The 19,503-nt window shown below is 63.7% G+C and carries 40 protein-coding genes; 16 read left to right on the top strand and 24 right to left on the bottom strand.

The genetic code is table 11. The features are described 5' to 3' along the window. Positions 1-14: 14 nt before the first annotated feature. From FHW84_RS09065 to FHW84_RS08960, 22 genes are all read right to left on the bottom strand, one after another. A complete protein-coding gene (locus FHW84_RS09065; RefSeq protein WP_208399706.1) occupies positions 15-1,490 on the bottom strand; it encodes a DUF1073 domain-containing protein in 1,476 nt (491 codons plus the stop codon). Between the two features lie 12 nt (positions 1,491-1,502). Next, complete coding sequence (locus tag FHW84_RS09060; protein WP_167254580.1) at positions 1,503-3,098, bottom strand: TerL protein; 1,596 nt, start codon at positions 3,096-3,098, stop codon at positions 1,503-1,505. Next, complete coding sequence (locus FHW84_RS09055) at positions 3,098-3,556, bottom strand: helix-turn-helix domain-containing protein (protein WP_167254578.1); 459 nt, start codon at positions 3,554-3,556, stop codon at positions 3,098-3,100. The genes FHW84_RS09060 and FHW84_RS09055 overlap by 1 nt, the downstream gene beginning before the upstream one ends. A 3-nt stretch (positions 3,557-3,559) precedes the next feature. Next, positions 3,560-3,826, bottom strand: a complete 267-nt coding sequence (locus tag FHW84_RS09050; protein ID WP_167254576.1) for a hypothetical protein — start codon at positions 3,824-3,826, stop codon at positions 3,560-3,562. Continuing rightward, on the bottom strand, positions 3,802-4,203 hold the full coding sequence (locus tag FHW84_RS09045; RefSeq protein ID WP_167254574.1) for a hypothetical protein: 402 nt from the start codon (positions 4,201-4,203) through the stop codon (positions 3,802-3,804). The genes FHW84_RS09050 and FHW84_RS09045 overlap by 25 nt, the downstream gene beginning before the upstream one ends. Continuing rightward, complete coding sequence (locus tag FHW84_RS09040) at positions 4,200-4,472, bottom strand: hypothetical protein (protein ID WP_167254572.1); 273 nt, start codon at positions 4,470-4,472, stop codon at positions 4,200-4,202. Before FHW84_RS09040 ends, FHW84_RS09045 begins: the two co-directional genes overlap by 4 nt. Further along, positions 4,469-4,762 (bottom strand): hypothetical protein, encoded by a 294-nt coding sequence (locus FHW84_RS09035; protein ID WP_167254570.1) that lies wholly within the window; start codon positions 4,760-4,762, stop codon positions 4,469-4,471. Before FHW84_RS09035 ends, FHW84_RS09040 begins: the two co-directional genes overlap by 4 nt. Continuing rightward, the gene (locus FHW84_RS09030; RefSeq protein WP_167254568.1) at positions 4,759-5,190 is read right to left on the bottom strand and encodes a lysozyme; all 432 of its coding nucleotides are present in this window, start codon (positions 5,188-5,190) and stop codon (positions 4,759-4,761) included. The genes FHW84_RS09035 and FHW84_RS09030 overlap by 4 nt, the downstream gene beginning before the upstream one ends. Positions 5,191-5,300: 110 nt before the next feature. Further along, positions 5,301-5,828 (bottom strand): hypothetical protein, encoded by a 528-nt coding sequence (locus FHW84_RS09025; RefSeq protein ID WP_167254565.1) that lies wholly within the window; start codon positions 5,826-5,828, stop codon positions 5,301-5,303. A gap of 230 nt (positions 5,829-6,058) precedes the next feature. After that, entirely contained in the window at positions 6,059-6,196 is a 138-nt protein-coding gene (locus tag FHW84_RS09020; protein ID WP_167254564.1) for a hypothetical protein, read from the bottom strand. Then, positions 6,193-6,492, bottom strand: coding sequence for a hypothetical protein (locus FHW84_RS09015; protein WP_167254561.1), 300 nt, complete (start codon positions 6,490-6,492; stop codon positions 6,193-6,195). The genes FHW84_RS09020 and FHW84_RS09015 overlap by 4 nt, the downstream gene beginning before the upstream one ends. Continuing rightward, on the bottom strand, positions 6,489-6,761 hold the full coding sequence (locus FHW84_RS09010; RefSeq protein WP_167254559.1) for a hypothetical protein: 273 nt from the start codon (positions 6,759-6,761) through the stop codon (positions 6,489-6,491). The genes FHW84_RS09015 and FHW84_RS09010 overlap by 4 nt, the downstream gene beginning before the upstream one ends. Continuing rightward, entirely contained in the window at positions 6,758-7,162 is a 405-nt protein-coding gene (locus FHW84_RS09005) for a VRR-NUC domain-containing protein (RefSeq protein WP_167254557.1), read from the bottom strand. The genes FHW84_RS09010 and FHW84_RS09005 overlap by 4 nt, the downstream gene beginning before the upstream one ends. Continuing rightward, positions 7,159-7,359, bottom strand: a complete 201-nt coding sequence (locus tag FHW84_RS09000) for a hypothetical protein (protein ID WP_167254555.1) — start codon at positions 7,357-7,359, stop codon at positions 7,159-7,161. The genes FHW84_RS09005 and FHW84_RS09000 overlap by 4 nt, the downstream gene beginning before the upstream one ends. After that, on the bottom strand, positions 7,356-7,574 hold the full coding sequence (locus tag FHW84_RS08995; protein ID WP_167254553.1) for a hypothetical protein: 219 nt from the start codon (positions 7,572-7,574) through the stop codon (positions 7,356-7,358). Before FHW84_RS08995 ends, FHW84_RS09000 begins: the two co-directional genes overlap by 4 nt. Continuing rightward, entirely contained in the window at positions 7,571-7,813 is a 243-nt protein-coding gene (locus FHW84_RS08990; RefSeq protein WP_167254551.1) for a helix-turn-helix domain-containing protein, read from the bottom strand. Before FHW84_RS08990 ends, FHW84_RS08995 begins: the two co-directional genes overlap by 4 nt. Beyond that, on the bottom strand, positions 7,797-8,189 hold the full coding sequence (locus FHW84_RS08985) for a hypothetical protein (protein ID WP_167254549.1): 393 nt from the start codon (positions 8,187-8,189) through the stop codon (positions 7,797-7,799). Before FHW84_RS08985 ends, FHW84_RS08990 begins: the two co-directional genes overlap by 17 nt. Further along, positions 8,119-9,087: a YdaU family protein gene (locus tag FHW84_RS08980; RefSeq protein ID WP_167254547.1), complete on the bottom strand. Its 969-nt coding sequence runs from the start codon at positions 9,085-9,087 to the stop codon at positions 8,119-8,121. The genes FHW84_RS08985 and FHW84_RS08980 overlap by 71 nt, the downstream gene beginning before the upstream one ends. Continuing rightward, on the bottom strand, positions 9,084-9,869 hold the full coding sequence (locus tag FHW84_RS08975) for a hypothetical protein (protein WP_167254545.1): 786 nt from the start codon (positions 9,867-9,869) through the stop codon (positions 9,084-9,086). Before FHW84_RS08975 ends, FHW84_RS08980 begins: the two co-directional genes overlap by 4 nt. Next, positions 9,866-10,330, bottom strand: coding sequence for a hypothetical protein (locus FHW84_RS08970; RefSeq protein WP_167254543.1), 465 nt, complete (start codon positions 10,328-10,330; stop codon positions 9,866-9,868). The genes FHW84_RS08975 and FHW84_RS08970 overlap by 4 nt, the downstream gene beginning before the upstream one ends. Beyond that, positions 10,327-10,545 (bottom strand): hypothetical protein, encoded by a 219-nt coding sequence (locus FHW84_RS08965; RefSeq protein WP_167254541.1) that lies wholly within the window; start codon positions 10,543-10,545, stop codon positions 10,327-10,329. The genes FHW84_RS08970 and FHW84_RS08965 overlap by 4 nt, the downstream gene beginning before the upstream one ends. Continuing rightward, positions 10,542-10,979, bottom strand: coding sequence for a hypothetical protein (locus FHW84_RS08960; RefSeq protein ID WP_167254539.1), 438 nt, complete (start codon positions 10,977-10,979; stop codon positions 10,542-10,544). The genes FHW84_RS08965 and FHW84_RS08960 overlap by 4 nt, the downstream gene beginning before the upstream one ends. Before the next feature lie 39 nt (positions 10,980-11,018). On the opposite strand from FHW84_RS08960, the gene FHW84_RS08955 reads away from it, so the two are divergent. After that, positions 11,019-11,171: a hypothetical protein gene (locus FHW84_RS08955; protein WP_167254537.1), complete on the top strand. Its 153-nt coding sequence runs from the start codon at positions 11,019-11,021 to the stop codon at positions 11,169-11,171. A 45-nt stretch (positions 11,172-11,216) separates the two neighbouring features. Continuing rightward, positions 11,217-11,513 (top strand): hypothetical protein, encoded by a 297-nt coding sequence (locus FHW84_RS08950; RefSeq protein WP_167254535.1) that lies wholly within the window; start codon positions 11,217-11,219, stop codon positions 11,511-11,513. A 41-nt stretch (positions 11,514-11,554) separates the two neighbouring features. Here FHW84_RS08950 and FHW84_RS08945 read toward each other — a convergent pair whose 3' ends face one another. After that, positions 11,555-11,740: a hypothetical protein gene (locus FHW84_RS08945; RefSeq protein WP_167254533.1), complete on the bottom strand. Its 186-nt coding sequence runs from the start codon at positions 11,738-11,740 to the stop codon at positions 11,555-11,557. Positions 11,741-11,743: 3 nt separating this feature from the next. Then, on the bottom strand, positions 11,744-11,959 hold the full coding sequence (locus FHW84_RS08940) for a Cro/CI family transcriptional regulator (RefSeq protein ID WP_167254531.1): 216 nt from the start codon (positions 11,957-11,959) through the stop codon (positions 11,744-11,746). A 26-nt stretch (positions 11,960-11,985) separates the two neighbouring features. On the opposite strand from FHW84_RS08940, the gene FHW84_RS08935 reads away from it, so the two are divergent. The 14 genes from FHW84_RS08935 (at position 11,986) to FHW84_RS08870 (ending at position 19,485) form a co-directional block, all read left to right on the top strand. After that, a complete protein-coding gene (locus tag FHW84_RS08935) occupies positions 11,986-12,720 on the top strand; it encodes a helix-turn-helix transcriptional regulator (RefSeq protein WP_167254529.1) in 735 nt (244 codons plus the stop codon). Positions 12,721-12,766: 46 nt separating this feature from the next. Then, the gene (locus tag FHW84_RS08930; protein WP_167254528.1) at positions 12,767-13,360 is read left to right on the top strand and encodes a hypothetical protein; all 594 of its coding nucleotides are present in this window, start codon (positions 12,767-12,769) and stop codon (positions 13,358-13,360) included. A gap of 191 nt (positions 13,361-13,551) precedes the next feature. Continuing rightward, a complete protein-coding gene (locus FHW84_RS08925; protein ID WP_167254526.1) occupies positions 13,552-13,905 on the top strand; it encodes a hypothetical protein in 354 nt (117 codons plus the stop codon). Then, positions 13,902-14,132 (top strand): hypothetical protein, encoded by a 231-nt coding sequence (locus FHW84_RS08920; RefSeq protein WP_167254524.1) that lies wholly within the window; start codon positions 13,902-13,904, stop codon positions 14,130-14,132. The genes FHW84_RS08925 and FHW84_RS08920 overlap by 4 nt, the downstream gene beginning before the upstream one ends. Further along, positions 14,132-14,377, top strand: coding sequence for a hypothetical protein (locus FHW84_RS08915; RefSeq protein ID WP_167254522.1), 246 nt, complete (start codon positions 14,132-14,134; stop codon positions 14,375-14,377). Before FHW84_RS08920 ends, FHW84_RS08915 begins: the two co-directional genes overlap by 1 nt. Continuing rightward, positions 14,374-14,664: a hypothetical protein gene (locus tag FHW84_RS08910; protein WP_167254520.1), complete on the top strand. Its 291-nt coding sequence runs from the start codon at positions 14,374-14,376 to the stop codon at positions 14,662-14,664. Before FHW84_RS08915 ends, FHW84_RS08910 begins: the two co-directional genes overlap by 4 nt. Continuing rightward, a complete protein-coding gene (locus FHW84_RS08905) occupies positions 14,661-14,915 on the top strand; it encodes a hypothetical protein (protein ID WP_167254518.1) in 255 nt (84 codons plus the stop codon). The genes FHW84_RS08910 and FHW84_RS08905 overlap by 4 nt, the downstream gene beginning before the upstream one ends. Next, the gene (locus FHW84_RS08900; protein WP_167254516.1) at positions 14,915-15,124 is read left to right on the top strand and encodes a hypothetical protein; all 210 of its coding nucleotides are present in this window, start codon (positions 14,915-14,917) and stop codon (positions 15,122-15,124) included. The genes FHW84_RS08905 and FHW84_RS08900 overlap by 1 nt, the downstream gene beginning before the upstream one ends. After that, positions 15,121-15,897, top strand: coding sequence for a hypothetical protein (locus tag FHW84_RS23225; protein WP_243868008.1), 777 nt, complete (start codon positions 15,121-15,123; stop codon positions 15,895-15,897). Before FHW84_RS08900 ends, FHW84_RS23225 begins: the two co-directional genes overlap by 4 nt. After that, entirely contained in the window at positions 15,894-16,079 is a 186-nt protein-coding gene (locus FHW84_RS08890) for a hypothetical protein (RefSeq protein WP_167254514.1), read from the top strand. The genes FHW84_RS23225 and FHW84_RS08890 overlap by 4 nt, the downstream gene beginning before the upstream one ends. After that, a complete protein-coding gene (locus FHW84_RS08885; RefSeq protein WP_167254512.1) occupies positions 16,076-16,321 on the top strand; it encodes a hypothetical protein in 246 nt (81 codons plus the stop codon). The genes FHW84_RS08890 and FHW84_RS08885 overlap by 4 nt, the downstream gene beginning before the upstream one ends. A 52-nt stretch (positions 16,322-16,373) precedes the next feature. Continuing rightward, positions 16,374-17,429: a hypothetical protein gene (locus FHW84_RS08880; RefSeq protein WP_208399705.1), complete on the top strand. Its 1,056-nt coding sequence runs from the start codon at positions 16,374-16,376 to the stop codon at positions 17,427-17,429. Continuing rightward, positions 17,426-19,036 carry a YqaJ viral recombinase family protein gene (locus tag FHW84_RS08875; RefSeq protein ID WP_167254510.1) on the top strand — a complete coding sequence of 537 codons (1,611 nt, stop codon included), beginning with the start codon at positions 17,426-17,428 and terminating at the stop codon, positions 19,034-19,036. The genes FHW84_RS08880 and FHW84_RS08875 overlap by 4 nt, the downstream gene beginning before the upstream one ends. Positions 19,037-19,038: 2 nt before the next feature. Continuing rightward, the gene (locus tag FHW84_RS08870) at positions 19,039-19,485 is read left to right on the top strand and encodes a hypothetical protein (protein ID WP_167254508.1); all 447 of its coding nucleotides are present in this window, start codon (positions 19,039-19,041) and stop codon (positions 19,483-19,485) included. The last annotated feature ends 18 nt before the right edge of the window (positions 19,486-19,503 follow it).

Raw genomic sequence — 19,503 nt, 5'->3', positions numbered from 1 at the left:
GCCTGGCGACGCGCCTAAGCTGCGCGGCGTACTGGATTTCCGCCTTCCTGGCCCGGATGTGGCTTCGGTTCTTCAACCTGTCCCGGGTTTGCGTTCGCATCGGGAAGGTCCTCACTCATGTCCGGCAGCTCTTCTTCCGCTGCATTGATCAGTTTGTCGGTGATGTTGGACCAGACGCCAGTCACCTCGCTGGACTGCTTCAGCTCCTGCAGCGCCGTCTTCGCGCTGATCAGGCCAGCGTCGAAGGCTTCCAGCACCGTGGTGGTGGTCTTCTGGGCGATCTCGGCCTTGTCGCCGTCGGAGTTCTGCTCGAGCGAGTTGAACTCGAACCCGAAGTCGGCCGGCGGCGCATGCCCGAGCTCTGACCGGCACACCACGTCTAGCAGCTTGGTCACACCCGGGCGGAGGCGCCGTTCCTGCTTCGCACCGATGCCCTCGTGGTACTGCTTCATTTCGCCGTTGCCAGTAGCGTTCAGCCCGGACGGCGACTGACCGAACAGACGCGTAAGCGGCGTTTCCGCGGCGCCGGAGAGCTGCTGGCCAAACTGGGTCAACATGTCCGACAGGCCGGCAAACGTGTACTGGCTGGCGTCGAACTTGTCCTTGGCGTCAATGAGGGTCAGTCCCTCATTGCTCTGGAACCGGCGGATCATCTCGACGTTCTTGGCCAGCGCATCCAGCGCAGGGCCACCGGTGGCAATGATCTCGCGTAGCCCTTCAACCTGGATCGTGCGCAGGTGCGCCTTATAGACCAGCTGGGCCGCGCCCTGGGTCGTGCTGTCGAACGCCACCAGGCGGTCGAACAGGCGCTCCAGCACCGACTGACCCCACAGATTCTCGGCGATCTTTTGCCAGTACGGCAGGTCGACGCCGTCCACGCGGATCACTCGGCTATGGTGGATTCGCTGGCGTTTCAGCGCCATGGCATCCGCCACCACGTCGTAATACTCCGGCAGGCCGAAGTCGGGTCCGAAGTCCTTCACCAGCATCTGCAGCGTTGGCTGTACGAGCCAGCGGTCCAGCACCAGCAGGCCCTTAAACTGCCCTTCGCCGATGGAGTCGAGGTTCAGAGGCGTGTCCAGCTTCTGCCCGTCGATCAGCATCACCGCGATCGAGCCGCCGTACAGGCGACCCCACTTCAGGTTGTCGCAGAGCCGATCCCACAGCTGCATTCGTTCGAACGCGGCGTGGATCTTGGTCTGCTCCTCCGGGCTCAGCGACGTGTTCAGGTCGATGCCAGCCCGAGTCATGTCCTCGGCGATGCAATCCACGACCGCACCGCAGATCCAGCTGGAGCGATACATCGCCTCAATCTGGACGCGATTGCGGCTGATGTAGTCGAACTGGTAGCTGCTCTGGCTCGACTGGTTGTTCGTGCCAATGCCAACACGGGCTTCGAAGTTGGCAAAGCTGTCGATCGTGAATCGCTTTCCGGTGTTCCGCATGGGAGCCGCCGGCGCCCTCTGCTTTTGCCGGCGATGCTGTGCCATGTATTCGTCTCGTCAGGCGGCCAACTTGGCCCAAATCGAAAGTGCATGCGCGCCGGGCTGGTAGGCGATCATCACGGAGTCCGCCAAGTTGGGGGATTTCGCCCCTTCCGGCGCCTTATCCACGATGACCTTGCCCACCCCGTTGATCGTGTATGTCGGCTGCGAAAGCTCAGCCACCAGCGCTTCTCGGTGAGGAAGACCGCTGCTGATCGATATCAGATCGTCCTCATTGAACGGCATGCCCTCGACCACGGCGCGGTAGGTGGCCTGGAACCTAAGCCGCAATGCCCACCAGGCTTGAGCCTTGGCATTGGCGAAAAAGTCCTTGTTCTTGCGTCCCTTGACCATCTCGCCTTCGGGATCGTGCACACCACCAGAGCCGCGGAAGGGCTCAACGCGTAGCATCTCGCGCCCTTCATTGCGCCGGGTCTCGTTCAGAACCCTGGCATCGCCTCGCACGCCGGCACCAAGGCCGTCGGCGTCGTAGTCGAACTGGCGAATGCCATGCTGATCACACAGCCCGAACGCCCGTACCACGGTCCCGTAGATGTCCGATCCTTTACCGGACCACTGATCCAGAACATCCAGCACGATGCCGTGCCGGCCGGCGAACGCATTCAGATCGATTCCCTCATCCGCTACGTCCTGGCCCGCCTGTCGCGTTCCCGTGGGCGTGATGCCCAGCTTGACGTGCGCGTCGATGGCGGCCTGCACCCACGCCGATGGGATGAGCACACCTTCGACCGAGGCGGAGTAGTCGATGTCGACTTCTTGCGCCATCGTAACGGGGTCGCGCTTTTCCTTCTGCGCCGCATACCAAGCGTCGTCTTTCCTCGGATCATCGCGCCAGTGGAAGGTAAACACCTTGACCTTCCCGCTGAATCTCCGAACGGCAAATGAGTTTCCCCGTCCGTTCGGCGTACTGATGTCCTGGCGGCAGTTCGTCGTCGCTGAAAGCGATGCGTCTACGAGCTGTGGTCTGGCCAGGAATGCTGACTCGTCCACGATATAGAAGCTGGCTCGTCCACCTCGTCCAATGCCGTCGCCGGCCTCGCCGGTGATGATCGATCCCATTTCCGGGAACGACAGGCGCATGTACGACGCATGTTGCTTTCGATCCCATCCGCCACGGAATTCATGAGGCAACCCCTGAAGGAACAATCGTCCCTTCTCGAACAGTGAATCGGGGTCACCGATGACGTCGACGTATTCCTCTTTCCTTGAGCCGCATCCGACCGTGATCTCTGGACGAAACAGGCACACCGAGCACGACATCGCCATCGTGAGCCACGACATACCCATGTCGCGAGTCTTCTCGGTGATACCGTCCTCCTGGTTGCGCCATCGCTCCATAAACCATTCGACCCATTCCTCCTGCTTCGGGAACAGCAGGAACGGGATCGTGGATGGCAATCCGCGCTCTGGATTGCGAGGATCGAACGTCACGCCCCAGTCGATGATGAACTGGGCTGGATGATCCCGGTAATACGCTTTCAGCGCGGGTAGAACCGAAGGCTCCTTCCTTATCCTCTGCAGGCGTTCAATGCGCCACTGGAATACCGATGTGTAGTCGGGATTCTTGAAATCGAACGGAAACGGAATGGGCATCAGCCCTCTCCGGCCATGACCTTCTGGTAGATGGCAGCAGCCTCAGTCGGATCCTTGGCTGCAAACGTCACGCTGGTAGAAGCAAGAGGGATTGGCCCGCCATTGGGGCCGCTATGCTCCATCTTGTCGCCATACCGCTTCGGATCCCATTTCGCCAGCAACTTGAGGTCTGTCTCGACCGTCAGCTTGTCGCGCATGACGCTGGTAGCCGAATCCTTGCCCTTACGGTGCTCGCCGCGCGCGGTGGCGCGGGTGCGCTGGGCGATGACGTCGTAGCCGTCGTCCTTTGCCGCCTGCATCCGCGCGTCGATCTCCGGGTCTTCCTCGCGCCACTTGTTCACCGTGCGGCGCTCGAAGCCGATGTCGCGACAGATCACCGATAGCGGTTCGCCATCGGCCAGGCGCGGCAGAATCTTCGCCAGGATCGCCTCGCGGTCGTGCTCCTTCTTACCGGCCATGGCCTACTGCCCCAGGCTCCGGATCTGGTCCAGCTGCCGGTTGCACTGCTCCAGCGACTCCCTGCGCGCTGCGGCGACACGGACGGCTTCGGCCACGGTGCGCAGCTTCGGCTGCTCGATCGGGCAGGCAGCGGTGAGTTCGGCGGGCACGGCCACGTACTTCGTGACGGTCTGGGTCACCACCTTGGGCGTGACCACGGTCGGCTTCGTGGCGCATGCCGGCAGCACCAGCAGCACCGCGAGGATCAGTAGTTGCTGAGCGCGGGGCATAGCTCCTCCTGGGCCGCATGGCACGCTGGCGTCGCGAGTGCGGCCTGATATCGGGCCTGCCAGTTCGCGGCGTCCTGCTTGGCCTGCGCGGCCTGCTTCTGGATCAGCTCCACAGCGGCTTCGACCCGCCCCTGCTGGATGGCCGCATTCATCGCCTCGATGTGCGCGGTGGCGTTGACCTGCTTGAGCGCGGCGGCAGATTCGTCCACCTGGGCGATGGCCGCGGCGCGGTTCTCCATGGCCTGGGTGATCAGCGCCTGGTCTTTGGCCTGCTGGTGCGATTCGCCCTTGCCGTAGGCCCACCAGCCGCCGCCCAGAAGCAGACCGGCCAGCACTACCAGCACGGCGCCGTAGGCGTATAGGCGCAGGCTGATCACGGCTTGGAATCCTGGTTGGGCGGCGTGGTCACGGTCTGCGCGGGCGCCTGCAGGCTCTGCTGCTGCACCACGCGCGCGACAGCGGCCGACACCGACGTCAGCACCGTGGCACCGGCCAGCGCCAGCTTCACGCCGTTGGGAATGGCCGGTAGCCAATCCGCCGGCAGCGCCGCATAGGCGGTCGTCACGGCACCCGTGATCGAAGAGGCGATGGCGAAGCGGATCGACCAGAGGCGATGCCACTGGCTGGCTTGCGGGATCAGCTTCACTTCAGCCTCCTGACCTGTTCGAGATCACTGATGCGCCGCGTGTTGTCGTCCATCCTGACCTTCAGTGTCGAGATGTCGCTGTTCACCTGCGGCAGCGCATTGGTGAGGGCGTTGCTCATGGTGGCGTTGCTCTGCTGCAGCGCCTCAACCTGGGTCTGCAGGCGGACCGTGGCCTTCATCTGGTCAGACTGGTTGTTCAACGACCAGAGCAGCGCAGCGAGGATCAGGCCCTCAAGGATCGTCCGGACGCTCTGCCAATTCTTGCCGTCCGGCCGTTGCTCGGTCGTCATGCCTGCCTCAGGAAAAGGGTTCGCTCGGCGATGCGCCGGCGCAGCAGCCCCGGCAGCACGCGGCCGCCGGCGTAGCGCCACCGCTCGAACTCTGCGGCGGCGCCTTCGAAGTTGCGCTGGTTGATCAGCCGCAACATGGTCGAATCGTGGAAGGCGCCGCCGCCGACGTTGAAAACGAAGCTGGTAAGCGCATCAAACTGGTTCTGATTGAGCGGAACCTCGACGCGTTGAGCCACTGCAGCGGATGCCGTGGCGAGGTCATTCACCAGGAAGGCGTCAGCCTGGTCCTGGCTGATGGTCTGCCCGGGGCGCACGCCACCGGTATGGCCGTAGCCAATGGTCAGCACGCCGACCGAATCAGTGTACGCGGTCAGGCTGCAGCCCTCGAAGGACTTGACCAGATTGACGGCCTGCTGGCTGGGAAGCATGCGAATTCCGGGCAAGAAAAAACCCGCCTGGATGGGCGGGTTTGGGTATGCGGTTCGCGTTGTGGCTTCTTCGCGATGTAGCGAAAACTATCGGATTACCCTCTTGACAGTCAAGAGGCTGGAAGCGCCTGCCTCTTCCTGGGTTCCGATACCCGGCCACTCATGGCCCGCTCGGCCCGCTCTACAGCCATCTCCATGGTGATCCATAGCCAGCCGGCACCGATGTTCACCAGAAGCTCGAACTCCTTGGCGTGTTGCCGAGGCGGGCTGATGTGGCGCCGCAGACCGATGACGAGGTCATAGGACTGGCCGGCGATCAGGCCAAGTCTGGGTTGCGCCTTTCTACCGACCGATCCTGTTCCGCGCAGCAGCTTATCGGCCAACCATTCCATGACTTCGGTACGGTGGTGCGGAATCCCGGTTCCGACGCTGTATGCGACATCGGGGCCGACATCGCGGGGATTAGCGCGTGACATGGCCAGGGCGAGCGCCATGGCGTGCTCCATCGGGATCTTGCGCGTCACGTAAGACGTGCCATTGCCGCCACCCGGCTCGCGCCATGTCGTGCATCCCGCCAGTCGACCTAGCCGCTCAAGGAAGCCAGACCGATCCGCATGGTTGAAGGTATCGATGTTCATGGATTCACCCCTTGATGGTCGTCGCGTCGAATTCGAATGTAATGCCAGGTGTTTCTACGCAGGCCGGGAACTGGCGTCCTTCCCGTGGGCAGTGGCTGACACCCCAATGAGTCTGCCGATGGATGCAGTGGTCGCAGATGTTGACCATGTCGCTGCGGATGCGCTTCGCGAGTTCGCGTTCCGCTGATCGTTCCGGTCGGGTCAGCGCCTCACTCACTCCGGCGCGCCTCCTACGGCTTCTCATGGTCCCTGCAGTGGTGCTTCTGCGCCGGATACCGCGGCAGGTGCTGCTTCGCGCAGCTGCCCAGCCCGGCCGGCGGATTAACCGGATCGCGGCGGTAGTGGCGGCAGGTTTCGCAGGTGATCATCGCAGTGGACTCCAGCGCGACGTTTCCGGATCAATGGATGGCCTGCGCGGATACGCATGGCATGTCCAGTCGGCGCTTGCTCCGGCGGCAACCGGGATCGAACGATCCACCGTGACGAGGTAGCGGCACTGGACATCATCAGGCAGCGGCCGAATGTTCCTGATCACCCGTACGGTCAGAACGCGTGCAAAGCTGCACTTGCCAGTCGGGGTGACGTGCCGCACCAGCTGGCCAGGAGCTGGCGATCCTGCGCCGCGCCAGTCAATGCGCCACTTCGTCGGCTTGCGCTGGATCACGCCTCCACCTCCTCGCGCCGCGTGATCGACTCCGGCTCGGCGGGCGGGTCGAGCTTGCGTAACTGCCAATCGTGGATACAGCCCTCGAACCCGCCGACGACGGCGACAACATAATCAGCCCCACCGTTAACTGGTCGGCCAAAAGCGATCTCGTCGTGCTTCCATGGGCCAACCGCGATGACTTCGCAAAGTCGTCCGCGCAACTCATGCATCTCGCTGACCACAGCGATGATCGCAAGGTCACCCTCTTTGAATCGAAGTCCGCTCATGCCGTCGCTCCCAGATAAGCCCGCAGCACCACACGAGCCATCTCCCATCCATGGCAGACGACGGCCTTGTACTTCTGCTTGTTGAGCAGGTCGATCCAGACCTTCTGCTCGGCCGACACGCTGCCGCCCTTGCGCCGCTTCAGCTCGATATAGAGGCCGTGGTAGCCGCCGCGCGCGACCGGAAGGCAAAGATCAGGAACGCCGCAGCGCAGGCCCTCCGCCTTCATGTGCGCTGCCAGCCGAGGCGATCGCTTCGCTGCATTCGGGATGGCGTACAGCAGCCGCAAGTCGGGGTACTCGCATGTCGCCAGCCGAGCCCACTGCATCAGGCAAACCTGCTCCGAATGCTCCGTCGGCACCACCGCCTTCGGCTTGCGCGCGCGCGCGATCTGGGCCGTCATGCGTCAACCTCCGGTTCGGTGCCCATGAAGTAGGCGCCCGAATCCTTGACGTCCGTGGTATTGCCTTCGGCATACCGATCGAAGTCCCACATGCCCTGCGAATACCCGGCCTCGTAGCAGTCGCGCGCAAACGCCGCGATTTCTGGCGTGAGAACGATGGTCGGATTCCTGTGCAAGATGTCGTTGATATCGCTCATCGTTCGCTCCTATCCGGAATGCCATATCGAATGCGGCGATCCTCGTAGCTGCCATTGATATCGAACAGGGCCTCCCCGCATTCCTCTGAACACACACACGGATTGGTCGGCTGGCCCATGCACCCGCAATCGAATCCGCCGCCGCAGCAATAGATCGGCACGTATTGCTCGACCCATACGCTACAGATCAGGCAGTAGTCGCCCTGCTCGCTCATCGAATCCTCCTCGTAGTTTTGCCCGCCGCTATGTCGCGCATCATCTGCAGGCTGTACTGCGGCCACGCCTTGCCCTTCGTCGAAACACTTCCGGTGCGGCGAATCACCCCGCCGTCGCGGAGCGCATGAATGACACGGCTGACGGAATTGCGGGTGCTGGCCAGACACAGCGCGAGCTGGTCGACCGTCATGGGCTGCAGGGCGAGCGCAGCAGGGATGCGATCACGGAGCGGCGTCATGGCCCTGCTCCTCGTCGTCGTGGTTGATGCCCAGCATCGCGTTGATCTCGGCGATGGCGCGTATGCCGCAGGCCCGGGATTCGTCGCTGGTGAGGCGCCGGTGGCGCGGCTCGCCTGGTAGCGGCGGCATGGCATCGAGCAGGTCGCGCGGCGCCGGCCAGCTCTTGCAGCGGCCCTGCAGCGCACGGAACGCGGCCTTGAACCTCGGCGCGTCCCGCTGCTCCTCGAACACCCTGCCCTCCGTGATCGCTTCGACCCAGGCTGGGAGCGTGCCGCGCGTCAGCACGTCGAGCGCCGGTGCCCGATCAAGGCTCAGCAGGATCAGCTTCTGCAATCCGGAGCTGATCTCCCGGGTGATCCAGTCCTGTGCTGCCATGTTTCGCTGCCTCGAGTTCGTGAAGGGCTTGCAGGGTTTTGCTCATGGGGGGCGCGGTGTGGCCGTTGACCTGGCGCGGCGGCCCGGTGCTGATCGGCATCGCGCCCTCGGCGTGGCGGCTGCGTGCGGTGGTGATGGCCCAGGCGAAGGGCTTCGTCTTGCCGGCGGTGATCGCTTCCGCCGCGGTATCGGCCAGCTCCTCGGGCGTGACGCCTTCCCGGATGGCGGCGCGCAGGTCGGGGTGGCTGGGGTTGGTCTGGACGCACCCCGCCTTTCGCATCAGCAGGCACGCTCGCCCCTCCTCGGTCGGCGAGCCTGTAGTCCCCTGTGTGCTTGCCTCAGTACTACCTACGTAGTTATTGGCTTGTGGCTTGTGGCTAGTGGTAGCCGTGTTCACACCCGTGACATGGCGTGACATGTCACGGTCAGTCACGCGTGACATCACGTAATGGTCACGCGTGACATGTGCGGTGTGGAGGTCGCGAAGCTCGGCCATCGTGACCATCGCGTCAGGCACGATTCCCACCTCCCGCAGCTCCGCGAACATCTGCATCCGGCGCTCGCGGGTACGGCGCTGGCGCTCTGCCTCGTTGCTGCGCTTCTCGTCGGCACCGATTGCCCGCTCCCCGAACTTGGCTATCTCCGCATCGGCGCGCGCGTTGTGGCGCTTGCCGTCGGGGCCAATCGGAAAGAAGCGATCAGCGACCTTTCGTACAGCCGCCTTATCTGCCGCGCTGATGGCACCGGCGATGACATAGAGCTCTGCCGGCTCGGCGGGCAGCGGCGACTCCTCGGCGTAGTAGGTGAGCATCAGGCGCAAATAGGCGCCATGCTCGACGAGGCTGAGGCGCGTCGTATCGCGGAGGTAGTCGCCAGGGTAGAGCTCGAAGTAGTTCATGCGGCCGACCTGGCAACCGCCCTTCTTGCCTTCGCTTCCGCCAGAACCTGTGCATAGGCCTCCGGGTGCTGCTGGTCGAAGGCAGGAACGGTGCCGCGGCCCCAGCGTCCGTCACCGAGCTGGACGAGCCAGCCATCGGAGGCACAGAAGCGGCGCGCATCCACGTTGTGCTCGCGAACGCTCTTTGCCGTCACGAAGCCGTCAAGCTCAAGATCAGCCAGGACACGCAGCGCGCCGATCTTCCATGGCGTCAGTCGAATGGGCGCCGGAACGCCAGCGCGGACGTCGGGAACGATGCTGGGCAACTCACAGCGGCGCGGTGGATTCCAGTCGTGCCACGCCAAGTCCCACTCCATCAGCGAGCCGGAGGTGCTATCGAATGGACGCGCATCCGTTTCACCATATCGGCCCAGACGGAACTTCAGATGCCCATAGTTCTCCGGGGCGAAGACCTGCACGCCGAGGATGCGCAGCATCTCAGCGATGCCAGCATTGGACTCGGTTATGCAGGGGACGATGACGGCGCGGAAATCTGGGCCGGGACGATAGATCTCACAGCCCATATAGCCGCCTGGGATAATCTGACTGGCCACCTTGGCGTTGAGCTGCAGCTTGGCTTCTACGCCGAGCTGATGACCGGTGGCGTCACGCACCAGCAGGATGTCGAAGTCAGCGGTCTCCGGATAGATCGTCCACCCACCCATGGCACGCATGTCCCGGATGAACATGTCGCAGAGCGATGCCTCATCCGGGAAGTGGGCTTTGATCTCGGCTGCTTTCACGCCGCACTCCCCCCGAACACCAGCGACCGCCACAGCGGCGTGGGCGACAGGTGCCTGCGCTGGCTGACGCCGTAGCCGATGCGCTGGATGATGTTGTTGCGGGCGGCGCGCTGGAAGATGGCGCCCCATGCCCGCGGATCGGCCGGTGAGCTGTAGCCCATGCGGTCCGCCATCGCCGTCAGCTCCTCGCTGATGAACTGTTCGTGCGTTCTCGCATAGCGGACCAGGAAGCCGTAGGCCGCATCGGGCCAGTCTTCGTCGCGCCGTGCCGCGGCGTCGTGGGCGCGGCTCATGCCGGCATCGCGGTCAGCGCGCGCGGCGGTGAAGTCCAGGACGGACTGCTGCATATTCAGCTCCTCGCGCCTCTGCGCGATCTGCTTGCGGATGGCGCCGACCACTGGCTCCCAGCCGACCAGGTCGGGCTCGAGCGGCGGTAGCGAGTGGTCGTGGATGGTGGTCACTTGTCTGCGTACACCGCGCAGACGGCGACGATGCCAGTAACGATCAGCACCACCAGCAGCACAGCCAGCACGATCGCTAGCGGAATCCAGCTTGGTGCCAGCACCCACCACCAGGACCAGGTGATCTTGCCCAGCAGCTTCAAGACGATGAAGACGATGGTCAGCAGGCCGCAGAAGCCAATGCCGCCGGACGAACTCTTGCTGTTGTCGCTCATGCAGCTCTCCCATGTAGGGCATCAGTGAGGACGCGCACCTTCATGCGCTCGGCGTCCAGCGCTTCCTGGGCGTGGCGCAGTGCACGTTCGGTTTCGGTTTCCCGCTTCCGCAGGCTGGCGGCTTCGTAGCCGCGGGAATGCGTAAGCCAGATCAGTGGCGCTTCGTTGCCACACAGGTCCATCAGCGCCGGCAGCTTGTCGACCGGGAAATGGGCTTCGCCGCGGTGGATGCGCGTCCAGTGGCCGGCGTCGATATCCAGAGCGCCGTAGACCTGCTTGTCGGCCTCAAAGCCGCCGAGGGAGATGCAGAGCTTGATCGCGGCGAGCATGCTGGGCTGCGCGACTACCAGGGCCGGATCGACGGCCTGTGCCGTGCGCACGAGACGCAGGGGCAACTGGGGGTCGGCAAGCGTCGTCTTGACGTTTGACTTCATTGGACGGTCCTTGTCGGGGCAAAAAAGGGGGTATGAAACGTGAGCGAAAAAGACGAACCGATGCCCGACAAGCCGAAGCTGCCGGAGCCACTGGTGTGGGAGTCGGTGCCGGCGAACGACCCGCTATGGGAGGCGGACGTGGTGCCGCTGCCGTTGCCGGCGGCGCCCGAAAAGGAGGACTCCCCCCGGTGATAGGCTGGCTGTGCGACCAGTCCAACCACCACGCGGGAGGAATCCATGGAAGAGGCGGAACTTATTGCGCGGCTCAATCGAGCCGATGCAATGGCCTGCTTAGCAGCAGGCCGAACGAAAGCACTGGAATACGGCCTACGGTTGTTCATCGCGACGCATCCCGCCAGGGAAGAAGTCGCGAGAGCGTGGCAACAGCTGCTTGCGGTGATCGCCGAAGAGCACTGGAAAGCTTCACCAGCCATCCCAGACGTGTTGATGTATCAGGCTGGGATTCAGCAGGTACTGGAGGTGCTGACTGGTCAGTTCGAGGCGCGAGGCAGATCGCCAGATCCATCGGACTGATGCCGCGTCCGACTGCATCGATCAATGCTTGGCTGTCCATCTCAAGCCTCCCTCTTCCGCTGGACATAGGCCATGCCAGCATTGAGGACGCCGCCGAACACGATGCACGCGAGCGGGATCGCCCAGATTGGCAGCAGCCAGAAGAACGCTGCCACGATGCCGACACAGGAAAGGAGGAATGCGTAAACCAGCATTCCTTTGAGGAATTCCTTGACGAGGTAGCTCATGGCTCAAGCCACCCTCTTCCGCGGCTTGGCCGGGGCCTTGCCGAAGATGCGCGGGCACATGTCGTATCGGGTGACCTTGCCGCCAGTGGCCTCCTCGAGCGCAAGGCAGCGCTCAACGGGCACCTGCTTCCACTGGGAAACTGCCTGGCTGCTGATGCCAAACAGGGCCGCTACGGCGGTAGGACCGCCGGCTATCTCAATGATGGCTTTGATGTCCATGTGCGAATAGTAAGCATGGCTTACCCATGAGCGCAAGTATCACTTACTCGCGCCGCGTAAGGACTTCTTACAATTCGGGCATGACGACAGAACTGTGGCAACGACTTGCAGCAGCGCGGCGCCATGGGGGGAAAACCAAGACCCAGGCGGACATCGCAGCGGCGATCACGGCTGAATTGGGCCGCCCCATCACGCGTAATGCAGTTTCGTTGTGGGAATCCGCAAATCCTGAGACCAGGACGACTCCTAGCCTGGATCAGCTACGCGTTGTCTCGAAAGAGACCGGCGTGCCGCTCATCTGGCTGATGACCGATGCTGAAAACCTTGATATAGAGCCAATCTCAAACCATGAAGCGACGCTATACCAACCTTTCACGAACCAACGACAGAAGGTTCGCGTAGAGGGGATGGTGGCGATGGATGAGCATGGCTTCTGGAAACCTGGCTCGGACGAGGCGGACCTATGGGAGGTCAATACCGATGATCCTAAGGCCTACGCCATCCGCATGCTGACGCAGCACTTCCAGGACGTGGCCGCGCCTGGTCAGTGCCTACTGGTGTCGCCCAGCCAGGAACTGAAGCTCGGCCGGTGGGTGCTGGTGACGCTGCAGGATGGTCGCCAGACCTTCCGCACCTACCGTGGCCACGACTATGGGGTCTGGCACTTCGCCGCGGTGAATGATCGATCCGCTTACCTGGACCTGGCGGATGACGAAGTTTTGAAGGTCGAGCGGATCATGTCGGTGTCATGGACCGATTGACTAGAATTTCGAAAACACAGCTTCAACAAGGACGGGGGGAAATGCGATGGCTCTTATTCAATGCCAAGATTGCGGATCCAAGGTGAGTTCGGAGGCAGCGGCCTGCCCTACTTGCGCTAGGCCGATCAAGCCCGTTCAACCGCCGCCGGCAGCAGCAAAGAAAGTCGACAAAAGGCCTGAAAAGAAGAGCCTTTCGGTCGGACAAGTATTTTTGGGACTGCTTTTCGGCATCGGCGCGATCGTCTTCCTGGCCAGCCGAAACGATGATGGAAGTCCGAAACAGCAAGCCGACACTTCTGCCAATCCTGTCGGCCATGCCGCTGATCTACCACTGTTCGAAACCACGCCATCGCAGCTCTATCGCATGTATGAGCAAAACGAGGTGGCGGCGGATAACCAGATCGCAGGCCACACCATCAGCATGACCGGAAAAGTTAAGGAGATCCGCAAGGACTTCACCGACTCAGCGGTTCTTGTGTTCGACACCGGCGCGCCCTTTTCGGACGCACAGGCCGAGCTGAAGGATAGCGAGAAACCACGAGCGTCCGCTCTCCAGATCGGCCAGAACGTCACGGTTCATTGCGAGAAGGCCATGCGGGTCATGTCCTCCCCCATGCTGCGGAAGTGCGTAATGCTCTGACTAGCGCCCGCAAACCGAAAGTTCAAAGCCCGCTCCGGCGGGCTTTTTTGTGGCCGACGTCCAAATTTTCCTAAACGAACCATAAATGAGCGTAAGCTCAACTTACCCGCAGCGTAAGTAATGCTTGCATTCAAGGTAAGCCTGACTTACCTTAAGTCCCGACCCGCCACCCACCTGCGGAGAGGGAACCCATGCAGACCGACGCCAGCAAGACCCAGCAGCAGCCCGCTGCCAGCGTCCTCCAGGACCAAGCCCACCAGGACAACACCAGCCGCCTTCCGGCGATCGACGACGCGGTCCGCGCCCTGTTCGACGCCGACTTCCCGAACACGGCCGGCGAGCTGGTCAAGCTGGGCGACGAATATCTCGCGCTGCGTTCCGGCTTCCATGCGCTGTACCACGCCTACGTGGCGCAGCTGGAAGATTCCGCGCAGCGGATCATCGATCTGGGCGGCAGCTGCCATCCGGTCGAGGTGCTGGAGCAGAACGATCCGGCGCTGATGGTTGCCCGTGCACTCCTGGCTCGCCTCGGGGGTGCGGCATGAGCGCCCAGACCTACAACCAGCGCCACGCCCAGCAGGCGTACTGCGCTGTCCAGCGCGAGGAGCGCACGCAGCCCTGGCATGGCGAGGGCGTCGGTTATACGCCGGCGGTACCGGAGCCTGAGCTGGAGCAGCAGCCGGCCAGCTGGGCCGATGCCGCCCCTTTCCTCTGCGTGCTGTCGCTCTACATCGGCTTCCTGGCCGGTCTGAGCGCCGCGGGGGTGCTGTGATGGAAGTCATCACCGCAATCCACTCCCCGTTCGCCGTGAAGATCGGCTATGTCACCACGGGAATCCATGGAATGGCCGGCGAGAAGGCGTCTCTGGCGCTGAGCTTCATGACGGCCTCCTGCGGTCTCTCTGCGGGCTTCCATGGCACCACCGCTGAAATGCGTGCCTTCGCTGCCGAACTGATCCGCCACGCCGACATCACCGACGCCAAGCAGGCCGAGTTGAACGCGGAGGTGGTGGCATGAACGCCGACAAGACCCGCACCCACTACGAGACGCTGGCGAAGCAGGCGGCTGGCGAGAAGGTCGATGTGCTGGCACGCATCCTCAACTGCGGTGAATCGATGCGCGATGTGCACGAAGTCGCTGCCGAGCTGATCGCGGCGAATATCGAACAATTCGCCGCCACACAGGCATGCGTCGATGCGACGCGTTCCGGCGGGCACGACGCGATGTGCGCGGCCGGCTGGCGCGCATCCAAAGCGGGGGATCGTCTGCGTGAGGCCCTCGCCCGCATCGGGAGCACGCCATGAACAACGTGCACCCGATCTTCAAGGAAGCCCTGGCCCCGTTCGCCCCGAAGCCGCAGCCACCGACTCTCGACGACGTGCTGAAGCCATACGAGGTCGACATCAGCCCGAGCCACCACGCTGAGCCGACCTTTGTCACGCCTTCGCTGGACATCGTGAAGGCTGCTGCGGCCGAGGTGCTGCAGAACCACCCGCGTGAGATGGACGACGTGATCGTGCGGATGATCCGCGATCAGCGCCGGGGTGACCGCTGATGTGCCTCTCCGACCTGTACGACTTCACGCCCGAGCAGCGTATCGCTATTGCGCGCCTCGAACACCTCCGCGCGATGCGCTCCTACGTCCAAGGCGTACGCAATGCCATCCGCGCTGACCTTTCCATGCCGGCCAACGCGGGGAATGCGTCCCTCTGCGCGGAACCCGCTGCGGCCGGCGCCGCTTTCTCCATGGAGACCATCGCATGACCTCGAAGACTGCTGCCAAGAAGGCGGCGCCGAAGGTGGAAACGTCTCTCGTCCTGCGCGTCTGCCGCGAGGACTTCACCAGCCATAGCGGATTTGTCTGGCCCTCCGAGGTCGGCGCCGAAGTCTTGGCTCCGGATTGGAAGGAAAACAACAACTGCGGCAACGGTCTGCACGGCTGGCTTTACGGCCAGGGCGATGTCACCTGCGTCGATCATTGGGAGCGCGCCGGCGCGAAGTGGCTGGTGCTCGAGGTCGAGAGCGCGACCATCGTCATGCTCGGCGGCAAGGTGAAGTTCCCGCGCGCCGTAGTGCGCTTCGTCGGCGATCGCCAGGGCGCTGCGGCCTTCGTGCTGGAGCATGAGTCTCGCGCCAAGGCCGAGAACCTGATCGGGCATGCGGTGCATGTCGGTGACGGCCAGGTCGCCGCCGTTGGCTCCCTCGGCACGGCGACGGCTGGCGACAGCGGCACGGCGACGGCTGGCGACAGCGGCACGGCGACGGCTGGCTACCGCGGCACGGCGACGGCTGGCTACCGCGGCACGGCGACGGCTGGCGACAGCGGCACGGCGACGGCTGGCGACAGCGGCACGGCGACGGCTGGCGACAGCGGCACGGCGACGGCTGGCGACAGCGGAGAGCTACGGATCCACTGGTGGGATGCCAAAGCGGAACGCTACCGCACCCAGATTGCCTACGTTGGCGAGAACGGCATCAAGCCGAACGTGGCCTACCGGCTCAACGAGAAGCGCGAGTTCGTCGAGGTCGCGCCGTGAGCATGCCCTTCCCCGCCACCCTGGTTCTACACACGCCGAAGGGCGAGCAGCCTTATTGCGACAAGCACGCGGCCGAGGTGCGCGGCGCCATGTCGCTGCTCGGCGGCCAGGTGCTGACCGTGACGGCTCCCTTCGACAGCGAGTGCGCGGACTGCCGCGCCGAGGCGAGGGAGGTCGCATGAAGCCGCTCCTCTCCATCTTCCATACCAAGCCAAAGGACTGGTCCGGTTGCATGCCGATGAGCGCTGCCGAACGCATGGCTCGCTACTCGCCGCGGTACGCCGCCGAAATGCAGGACCGCGAGAACACGGGAGCCGCGCCGCCGCGCGTGCGCATCGTCGAAGGGCGCCCCGTGCTGGTCGCCCTGCCCGGCCGCCCAAATCTTCTTCCCAAGGACCAGGCCGAAGAACCGGCCAAACAGTAGCGCCATCACCCCATTCCAAGACCGCGCCGGCGGATACCGGCAAGGAATCTCAATGAATGCCATCGCTCAGGCAGTAGCCGTCCGCGAAGATTTCGGCGGCACCAGCACCACCCTTGCAGTACAGGAAACCGCGTCCTCGGCTGTCGCAGCCCAAGCGAAGGCCATGGTGGAGGCGCGCTATGTGATGGCCATGCGTCGCCCGCGCCAGTGGGACCAGGTGCGCCAGGACCTCCTTAAGGAGTGCCGTCGCCCGAGCTTCGCCAACAACAAGTCCGCGTACTACCGGAAGCCCATCGGCAAGGGCGTCGAAGGCTTGGGCATCCGCTTCGTGGAGGTGGCACTCCGGTGCATGACCAACGTCCTCGTGGAGACCACCATGATCTTCGAGGACGAGACGAAAGAGGTTCACCGTGTATCGGTGACGGACCTCGAATCGAACGTCACCTATCCGCTGGATGTGCGCGTCACGAAGACCGTCGAGCGCTCCAGCCCGAGCGACGACGGCAGCTATATCAGCGTCCGCAAGAACAGCTGGGGCAAGAACACCTACACCGTGCCCGGCACCGAGGACGACATCCTCAACAAGCGTGCGGCCCAGGTATCCAAGGCGATCCGTACCCTTGGCCTGCGCATCATCCCCGGCGACCTGCAAGACGAGGCCGAGGAAATCATCAAGTCAGTCCGCCTGAACGAAGCGGCACGCGACCCCGATGCCGAGCGCAAGCGCATCGCCGATGCCTTCGGCGAGATCGGCGTGAAGGCGGCCGACCTGTCCGCCTACCTCGGGCACGCTCTCGACACCTGTTCGCCGGCTGAGCTGGTCGACTTGCGCGGCATTTACGGCGCCATCCGTGACGGCGAGTCGTCCTGGAAGAGCGTCATGGAAAACAAGGCCGAGCAGGCTGGCAAGGGTGGCTCCGAATCCAAGGCGCTACCGACCTGCAGCGACGAATCGTTCGACAAGAAGAAGGCCGTATGGCGTAAGGCGGTCGAGGGCGGAAAGCCGGTCAACGACCTGATCGCCATGATCCAGACCAAGGAACTCCTCACCAGCGATCAGAAGATCGAGATCGCATCGTGGGCCAACGGCGGGGAGAAGCAGCCATGAAGATTCTCGATCTCGTCCAGGGATCGCCCGAATGGCACGCCCACCGCGCCACGCACTTCAATGCCAGTGACGCCCCGGCGATGCTCGGCGCGTCGCCTTACAAGAGCCGCGCTCAGTTGATCCGCGAGGCGACGACTGGCGTTTCGGCCGAGATAGACGAGGCCACTCAGCGTCGCTTCGATGATGGCCATCGCTACGAGGCCCTTGCCCGGCCGCTTGCCGAAGAGATCGTCGGGGAGGAGCTGTTTCCATGTGTCGGCGAAGACGGCAAGTTTTCGGCCAGCTTTGACGGCCTGACGATGCTCGGCGACATCGCGTTCGAGCATAAGACGCTGAACGATGCGCTGCGTGCGGCCATGCCGGCAACGGGCCTGAGCAGCGATGTGGCCCTGCCCGAAATGTTCCGCATTCAGATGGAACACCAGTGCCTCGTGTCCGGAGCCGGCCGCGTGCTGTTCATGGCGTCGAAATGGAACGGCAACGAACTGGTCGAGGAGCGCCACTGCTGGTACGTGCCGGATCAGGCCCTGCGCTCCCGGATCATAGCCGGCTGGGCGCAATTCGAGGCCGATGTTGCCGCCTATCAGCCCGACGAAGCTCCTGCGATCGTCGTCACCGGCCGCGCGCCTGACCAGCTTCCGGCACTCCGCGTCGAAGTCACCGGGATGGTCACCGCCAGCAACCTCGCCGAGTTCAAGGAAAACGCCCTGGCAGTGCTTGGCGCGATCAATCGCGACCTGCAGACCGACGAGGACTTCGCCGACGCCGATAAGACGGTGAAGTGGTGTAAGGACGTTGAAGAACGCCTGGAGCTGACCAAAGAGCAGGTCTTGAGCCAGACGGCCGACATAGCCGCCGTGTTCCGCACCATGGACGAGGTGGCCGAAGAGACCCGCCGCGTACGCCTGGACCTGGACAGGCTCGTCAAGGCCGAGAAGGAGCGGAGGCGCGGCGAGATCGTCGCCGAGGCGGCGGCCAGCGTTCGGGCGCACTACGAGGCGATCAACGCCTCCATGGGCGAGCACGCCATTCCGATCTGGGCATCCCTGTCTGCACATATCGGCGAGGCGATCAAGGGCAAGAAGACCATCGCCAGCATCCGCGAGGCGGCCAACGGCCGCGCGGCAACCATCAAGATCGAGGCTAGCCAACAGGCCGATCGCGTGCGCGCCAACGTCGCCGTGCTCGCCGATTACCCGGATCACGCCCATCTGTTCGCCGATCGCGTGACGCTCTGCGCCACAAAGACCGTGGAGGACCTACGCAACCTGGTCGCTGCGCGCATCGCCGAGCGGCTTCAGGTCGAGCCGGCCGCAGCGCCATCCAACACCCAGTCCATCGGAGCCGACCTGAAGGCCTTGGAAAGCCTACCATTCGATTCGATGCCCGACGTCGGCCCGCGCCGCACAGTGAAGCTCGGCGACATCAACCATCGCATCTCACCGCTGTCGATCACCGCCGACGGCCTTGCGCAACTCGGCTTCCATCCTGTCGGCACCGACCGCGCCGCAAAGCTCTACGCCGAGGACGACCTGGCCGCCATCTACCGGGGCTTGGTGCGAGTAATAAATCTGGCGGCCGATTCGACGATGAAGGCTGCGGCGTAGCCATGGCCGAGACCTACGTCCTCAACAAGGGCCATCCGGGGCGCGACCAGGTCAAGGCCAACCTGCACGCGATGATCGACCGCCTGCCGGAGTCGAAGTCCTGGCGCGTCGAGATCCGCATTGCACATCGCGAGCGCACCGACAAGCAGCTCGGCGCCCTGTTCGGCGTGGCCTACGACCGGATCATGGCCGCCACTGGCCTGCAAGGCGATTTCGAGAAGCGGAAGCTGCACCGGGACTTCTGCGGCGACTTCTTCGGCTGGGTGGATGGTCCGCTGGGCAAGCCACGCCCGCGCCGCACCACCACGACCGATGAGCGGGGCGAAGAGGACCGAATCGACACGGTCACCATGGCCGATTTCTACGACTTCATCCAGCGCCGCGCTGCGGAGTACGGCATCGACGTGCCGGACCCTGATCCGCTGTGGCGCGAGCACCAGAAGCACTGACCTTCAATGACGAGAGGA

It is taken from the genome of Dyella sp. SG562 (assembly GCF_011759495.1).
GTDB lineage: Bacteria > Pseudomonadota > Gammaproteobacteria > Xanthomonadales > Rhodanobacteraceae > Dyella_D > Dyella_D marensis.
This window is presented reverse-complemented; position numbering and strand designations above follow the sequence as displayed.

Excerpts from the sequence above, each read along its gene's own strand:
- FHW84_RS09065 (WP_208399706.1), bottom strand. The coding sequence starts at position 1,490 with ATGGCACAGCATCGCCGGCAAAAGCAGAGGGCGCCGGCGGCTCCCATG.
- FHW84_RS09060 (WP_167254580.1), bottom strand. The coding sequence starts at position 3,098 with ATGCCCATTCCGTTTCCGTTCGATTTCAAGAATCCCGACTACACATCG.
- FHW84_RS09055 (WP_167254578.1), bottom strand. The coding sequence starts at position 3,556 with ATGGCCGGTAAGAAGGAGCACGACCGCGAGGCGATCCTGGCGAAGATT.
- FHW84_RS09050 (WP_167254576.1), bottom strand. The coding sequence starts at position 3,826 with ATGCCCCGCGCTCAGCAACTACTGATCCTCGCGGTGCTGCTGGTGCTG.
- FHW84_RS09035 (WP_167254570.1), bottom strand. The coding sequence starts at position 4,762 with ATGACGACCGAGCAACGGCCGGACGGCAAGAATTGGCAGAGCGTCCGG.
- FHW84_RS09030 (WP_167254568.1), bottom strand. The coding sequence starts at position 5,190 with ATGCTTCCCAGCCAGCAGGCCGTCAATCTGGTCAAGTCCTTCGAGGGC.
- FHW84_RS09025 (WP_167254565.1), bottom strand. The coding sequence starts at position 5,828 with ATGAACATCGATACCTTCAACCATGCGGATCGGTCTGGCTTCCTTGAG.
- FHW84_RS09020 (WP_167254564.1), bottom strand. The coding sequence starts at position 6,196 with ATGATCACCTGCGAAACCTGCCGCCACTACCGCCGCGATCCGGTTAAT.
- FHW84_RS09010 (WP_167254559.1), bottom strand. The coding sequence starts at position 6,761 with ATGAGCGGACTTCGATTCAAAGAGGGTGACCTTGCGATCATCGCTGTG.
- FHW84_RS09005 (WP_167254557.1), bottom strand. The coding sequence starts at position 7,162 with ATGACGGCCCAGATCGCGCGCGCGCGCAAGCCGAAGGCGGTGGTGCCG.
- FHW84_RS09000 (WP_167254555.1), bottom strand. The coding sequence starts at position 7,359 with ATGAGCGATATCAACGACATCTTGCACAGGAATCCGACCATCGTTCTC.
- FHW84_RS08995 (WP_167254553.1), bottom strand. The coding sequence starts at position 7,574 with ATGAGCGAGCAGGGCGACTACTGCCTGATCTGTAGCGTATGGGTCGAG.
- FHW84_RS08990 (WP_167254551.1), bottom strand. The coding sequence starts at position 7,813 with ATGACGCCGCTCCGTGATCGCATCCCTGCTGCGCTCGCCCTGCAGCCC.
- FHW84_RS08985 (WP_167254549.1), bottom strand. The coding sequence starts at position 8,189 with ATGGCAGCACAGGACTGGATCACCCGGGAGATCAGCTCCGGATTGCAG.
- FHW84_RS08980 (WP_167254547.1), bottom strand. The coding sequence starts at position 9,087 with ATGAACTACTTCGAGCTCTACCCTGGCGACTACCTCCGCGATACGACG.
- FHW84_RS08965 (WP_167254541.1), bottom strand. The coding sequence starts at position 10,545 with ATGAGCGACAACAGCAAGAGTTCGTCCGGCGGCATTGGCTTCTGCGGC.
- FHW84_RS08960 (WP_167254539.1), bottom strand. The coding sequence starts at position 10,979 with ATGAAGTCAAACGTCAAGACGACGCTTGCCGACCCCCAGTTGCCCCTG.
- FHW84_RS08950 (WP_167254535.1), top strand. The coding sequence starts at position 11,217 with ATGGAAGAGGCGGAACTTATTGCGCGGCTCAATCGAGCCGATGCAATG.
- FHW84_RS08945 (WP_167254533.1), bottom strand. The coding sequence starts at position 11,740 with ATGAGCTACCTCGTCAAGGAATTCCTCAAAGGAATGCTGGTTTACGCA.
- FHW84_RS08940 (WP_167254531.1), bottom strand. The coding sequence starts at position 11,959 with ATGGACATCAAAGCCATCATTGAGATAGCCGGCGGTCCTACCGCCGTA.
- FHW84_RS08935 (WP_167254529.1), top strand. The coding sequence starts at position 11,986 with ATGAGCGCAAGTATCACTTACTCGCGCCGCGTAAGGACTTCTTACAAT.
- FHW84_RS08930 (WP_167254528.1), top strand. The coding sequence starts at position 12,767 with ATGGCTCTTATTCAATGCCAAGATTGCGGATCCAAGGTGAGTTCGGAG.
- FHW84_RS08925 (WP_167254526.1), top strand. The coding sequence starts at position 13,552 with ATGCAGACCGACGCCAGCAAGACCCAGCAGCAGCCCGCTGCCAGCGTC.
- FHW84_RS08920 (WP_167254524.1), top strand. The coding sequence starts at position 13,902 with ATGAGCGCCCAGACCTACAACCAGCGCCACGCCCAGCAGGCGTACTGC.
- FHW84_RS08915 (WP_167254522.1), top strand. The coding sequence starts at position 14,132 with ATGGAAGTCATCACCGCAATCCACTCCCCGTTCGCCGTGAAGATCGGC.
- FHW84_RS08910 (WP_167254520.1), top strand. The coding sequence starts at position 14,374 with ATGAACGCCGACAAGACCCGCACCCACTACGAGACGCTGGCGAAGCAG.
- FHW84_RS08905 (WP_167254518.1), top strand. The coding sequence starts at position 14,661 with ATGAACAACGTGCACCCGATCTTCAAGGAAGCCCTGGCCCCGTTCGCC.
- FHW84_RS08900 (WP_167254516.1), top strand. The coding sequence starts at position 14,915 with ATGTGCCTCTCCGACCTGTACGACTTCACGCCCGAGCAGCGTATCGCT.
- FHW84_RS23225 (WP_243868008.1), top strand. The coding sequence starts at position 15,121 with ATGACCTCGAAGACTGCTGCCAAGAAGGCGGCGCCGAAGGTGGAAACG.
- FHW84_RS08885 (WP_167254512.1), top strand. The coding sequence starts at position 16,076 with ATGAAGCCGCTCCTCTCCATCTTCCATACCAAGCCAAAGGACTGGTCC.
- FHW84_RS08880 (WP_208399705.1), top strand. The coding sequence starts at position 16,374 with ATGAATGCCATCGCTCAGGCAGTAGCCGTCCGCGAAGATTTCGGCGGC.
- FHW84_RS08875 (WP_167254510.1), top strand. The coding sequence starts at position 17,426 with ATGAAGATTCTCGATCTCGTCCAGGGATCGCCCGAATGGCACGCCCAC.
- FHW84_RS08870 (WP_167254508.1), top strand. The coding sequence starts at position 19,039 with ATGGCCGAGACCTACGTCCTCAACAAGGGCCATCCGGGGCGCGACCAG.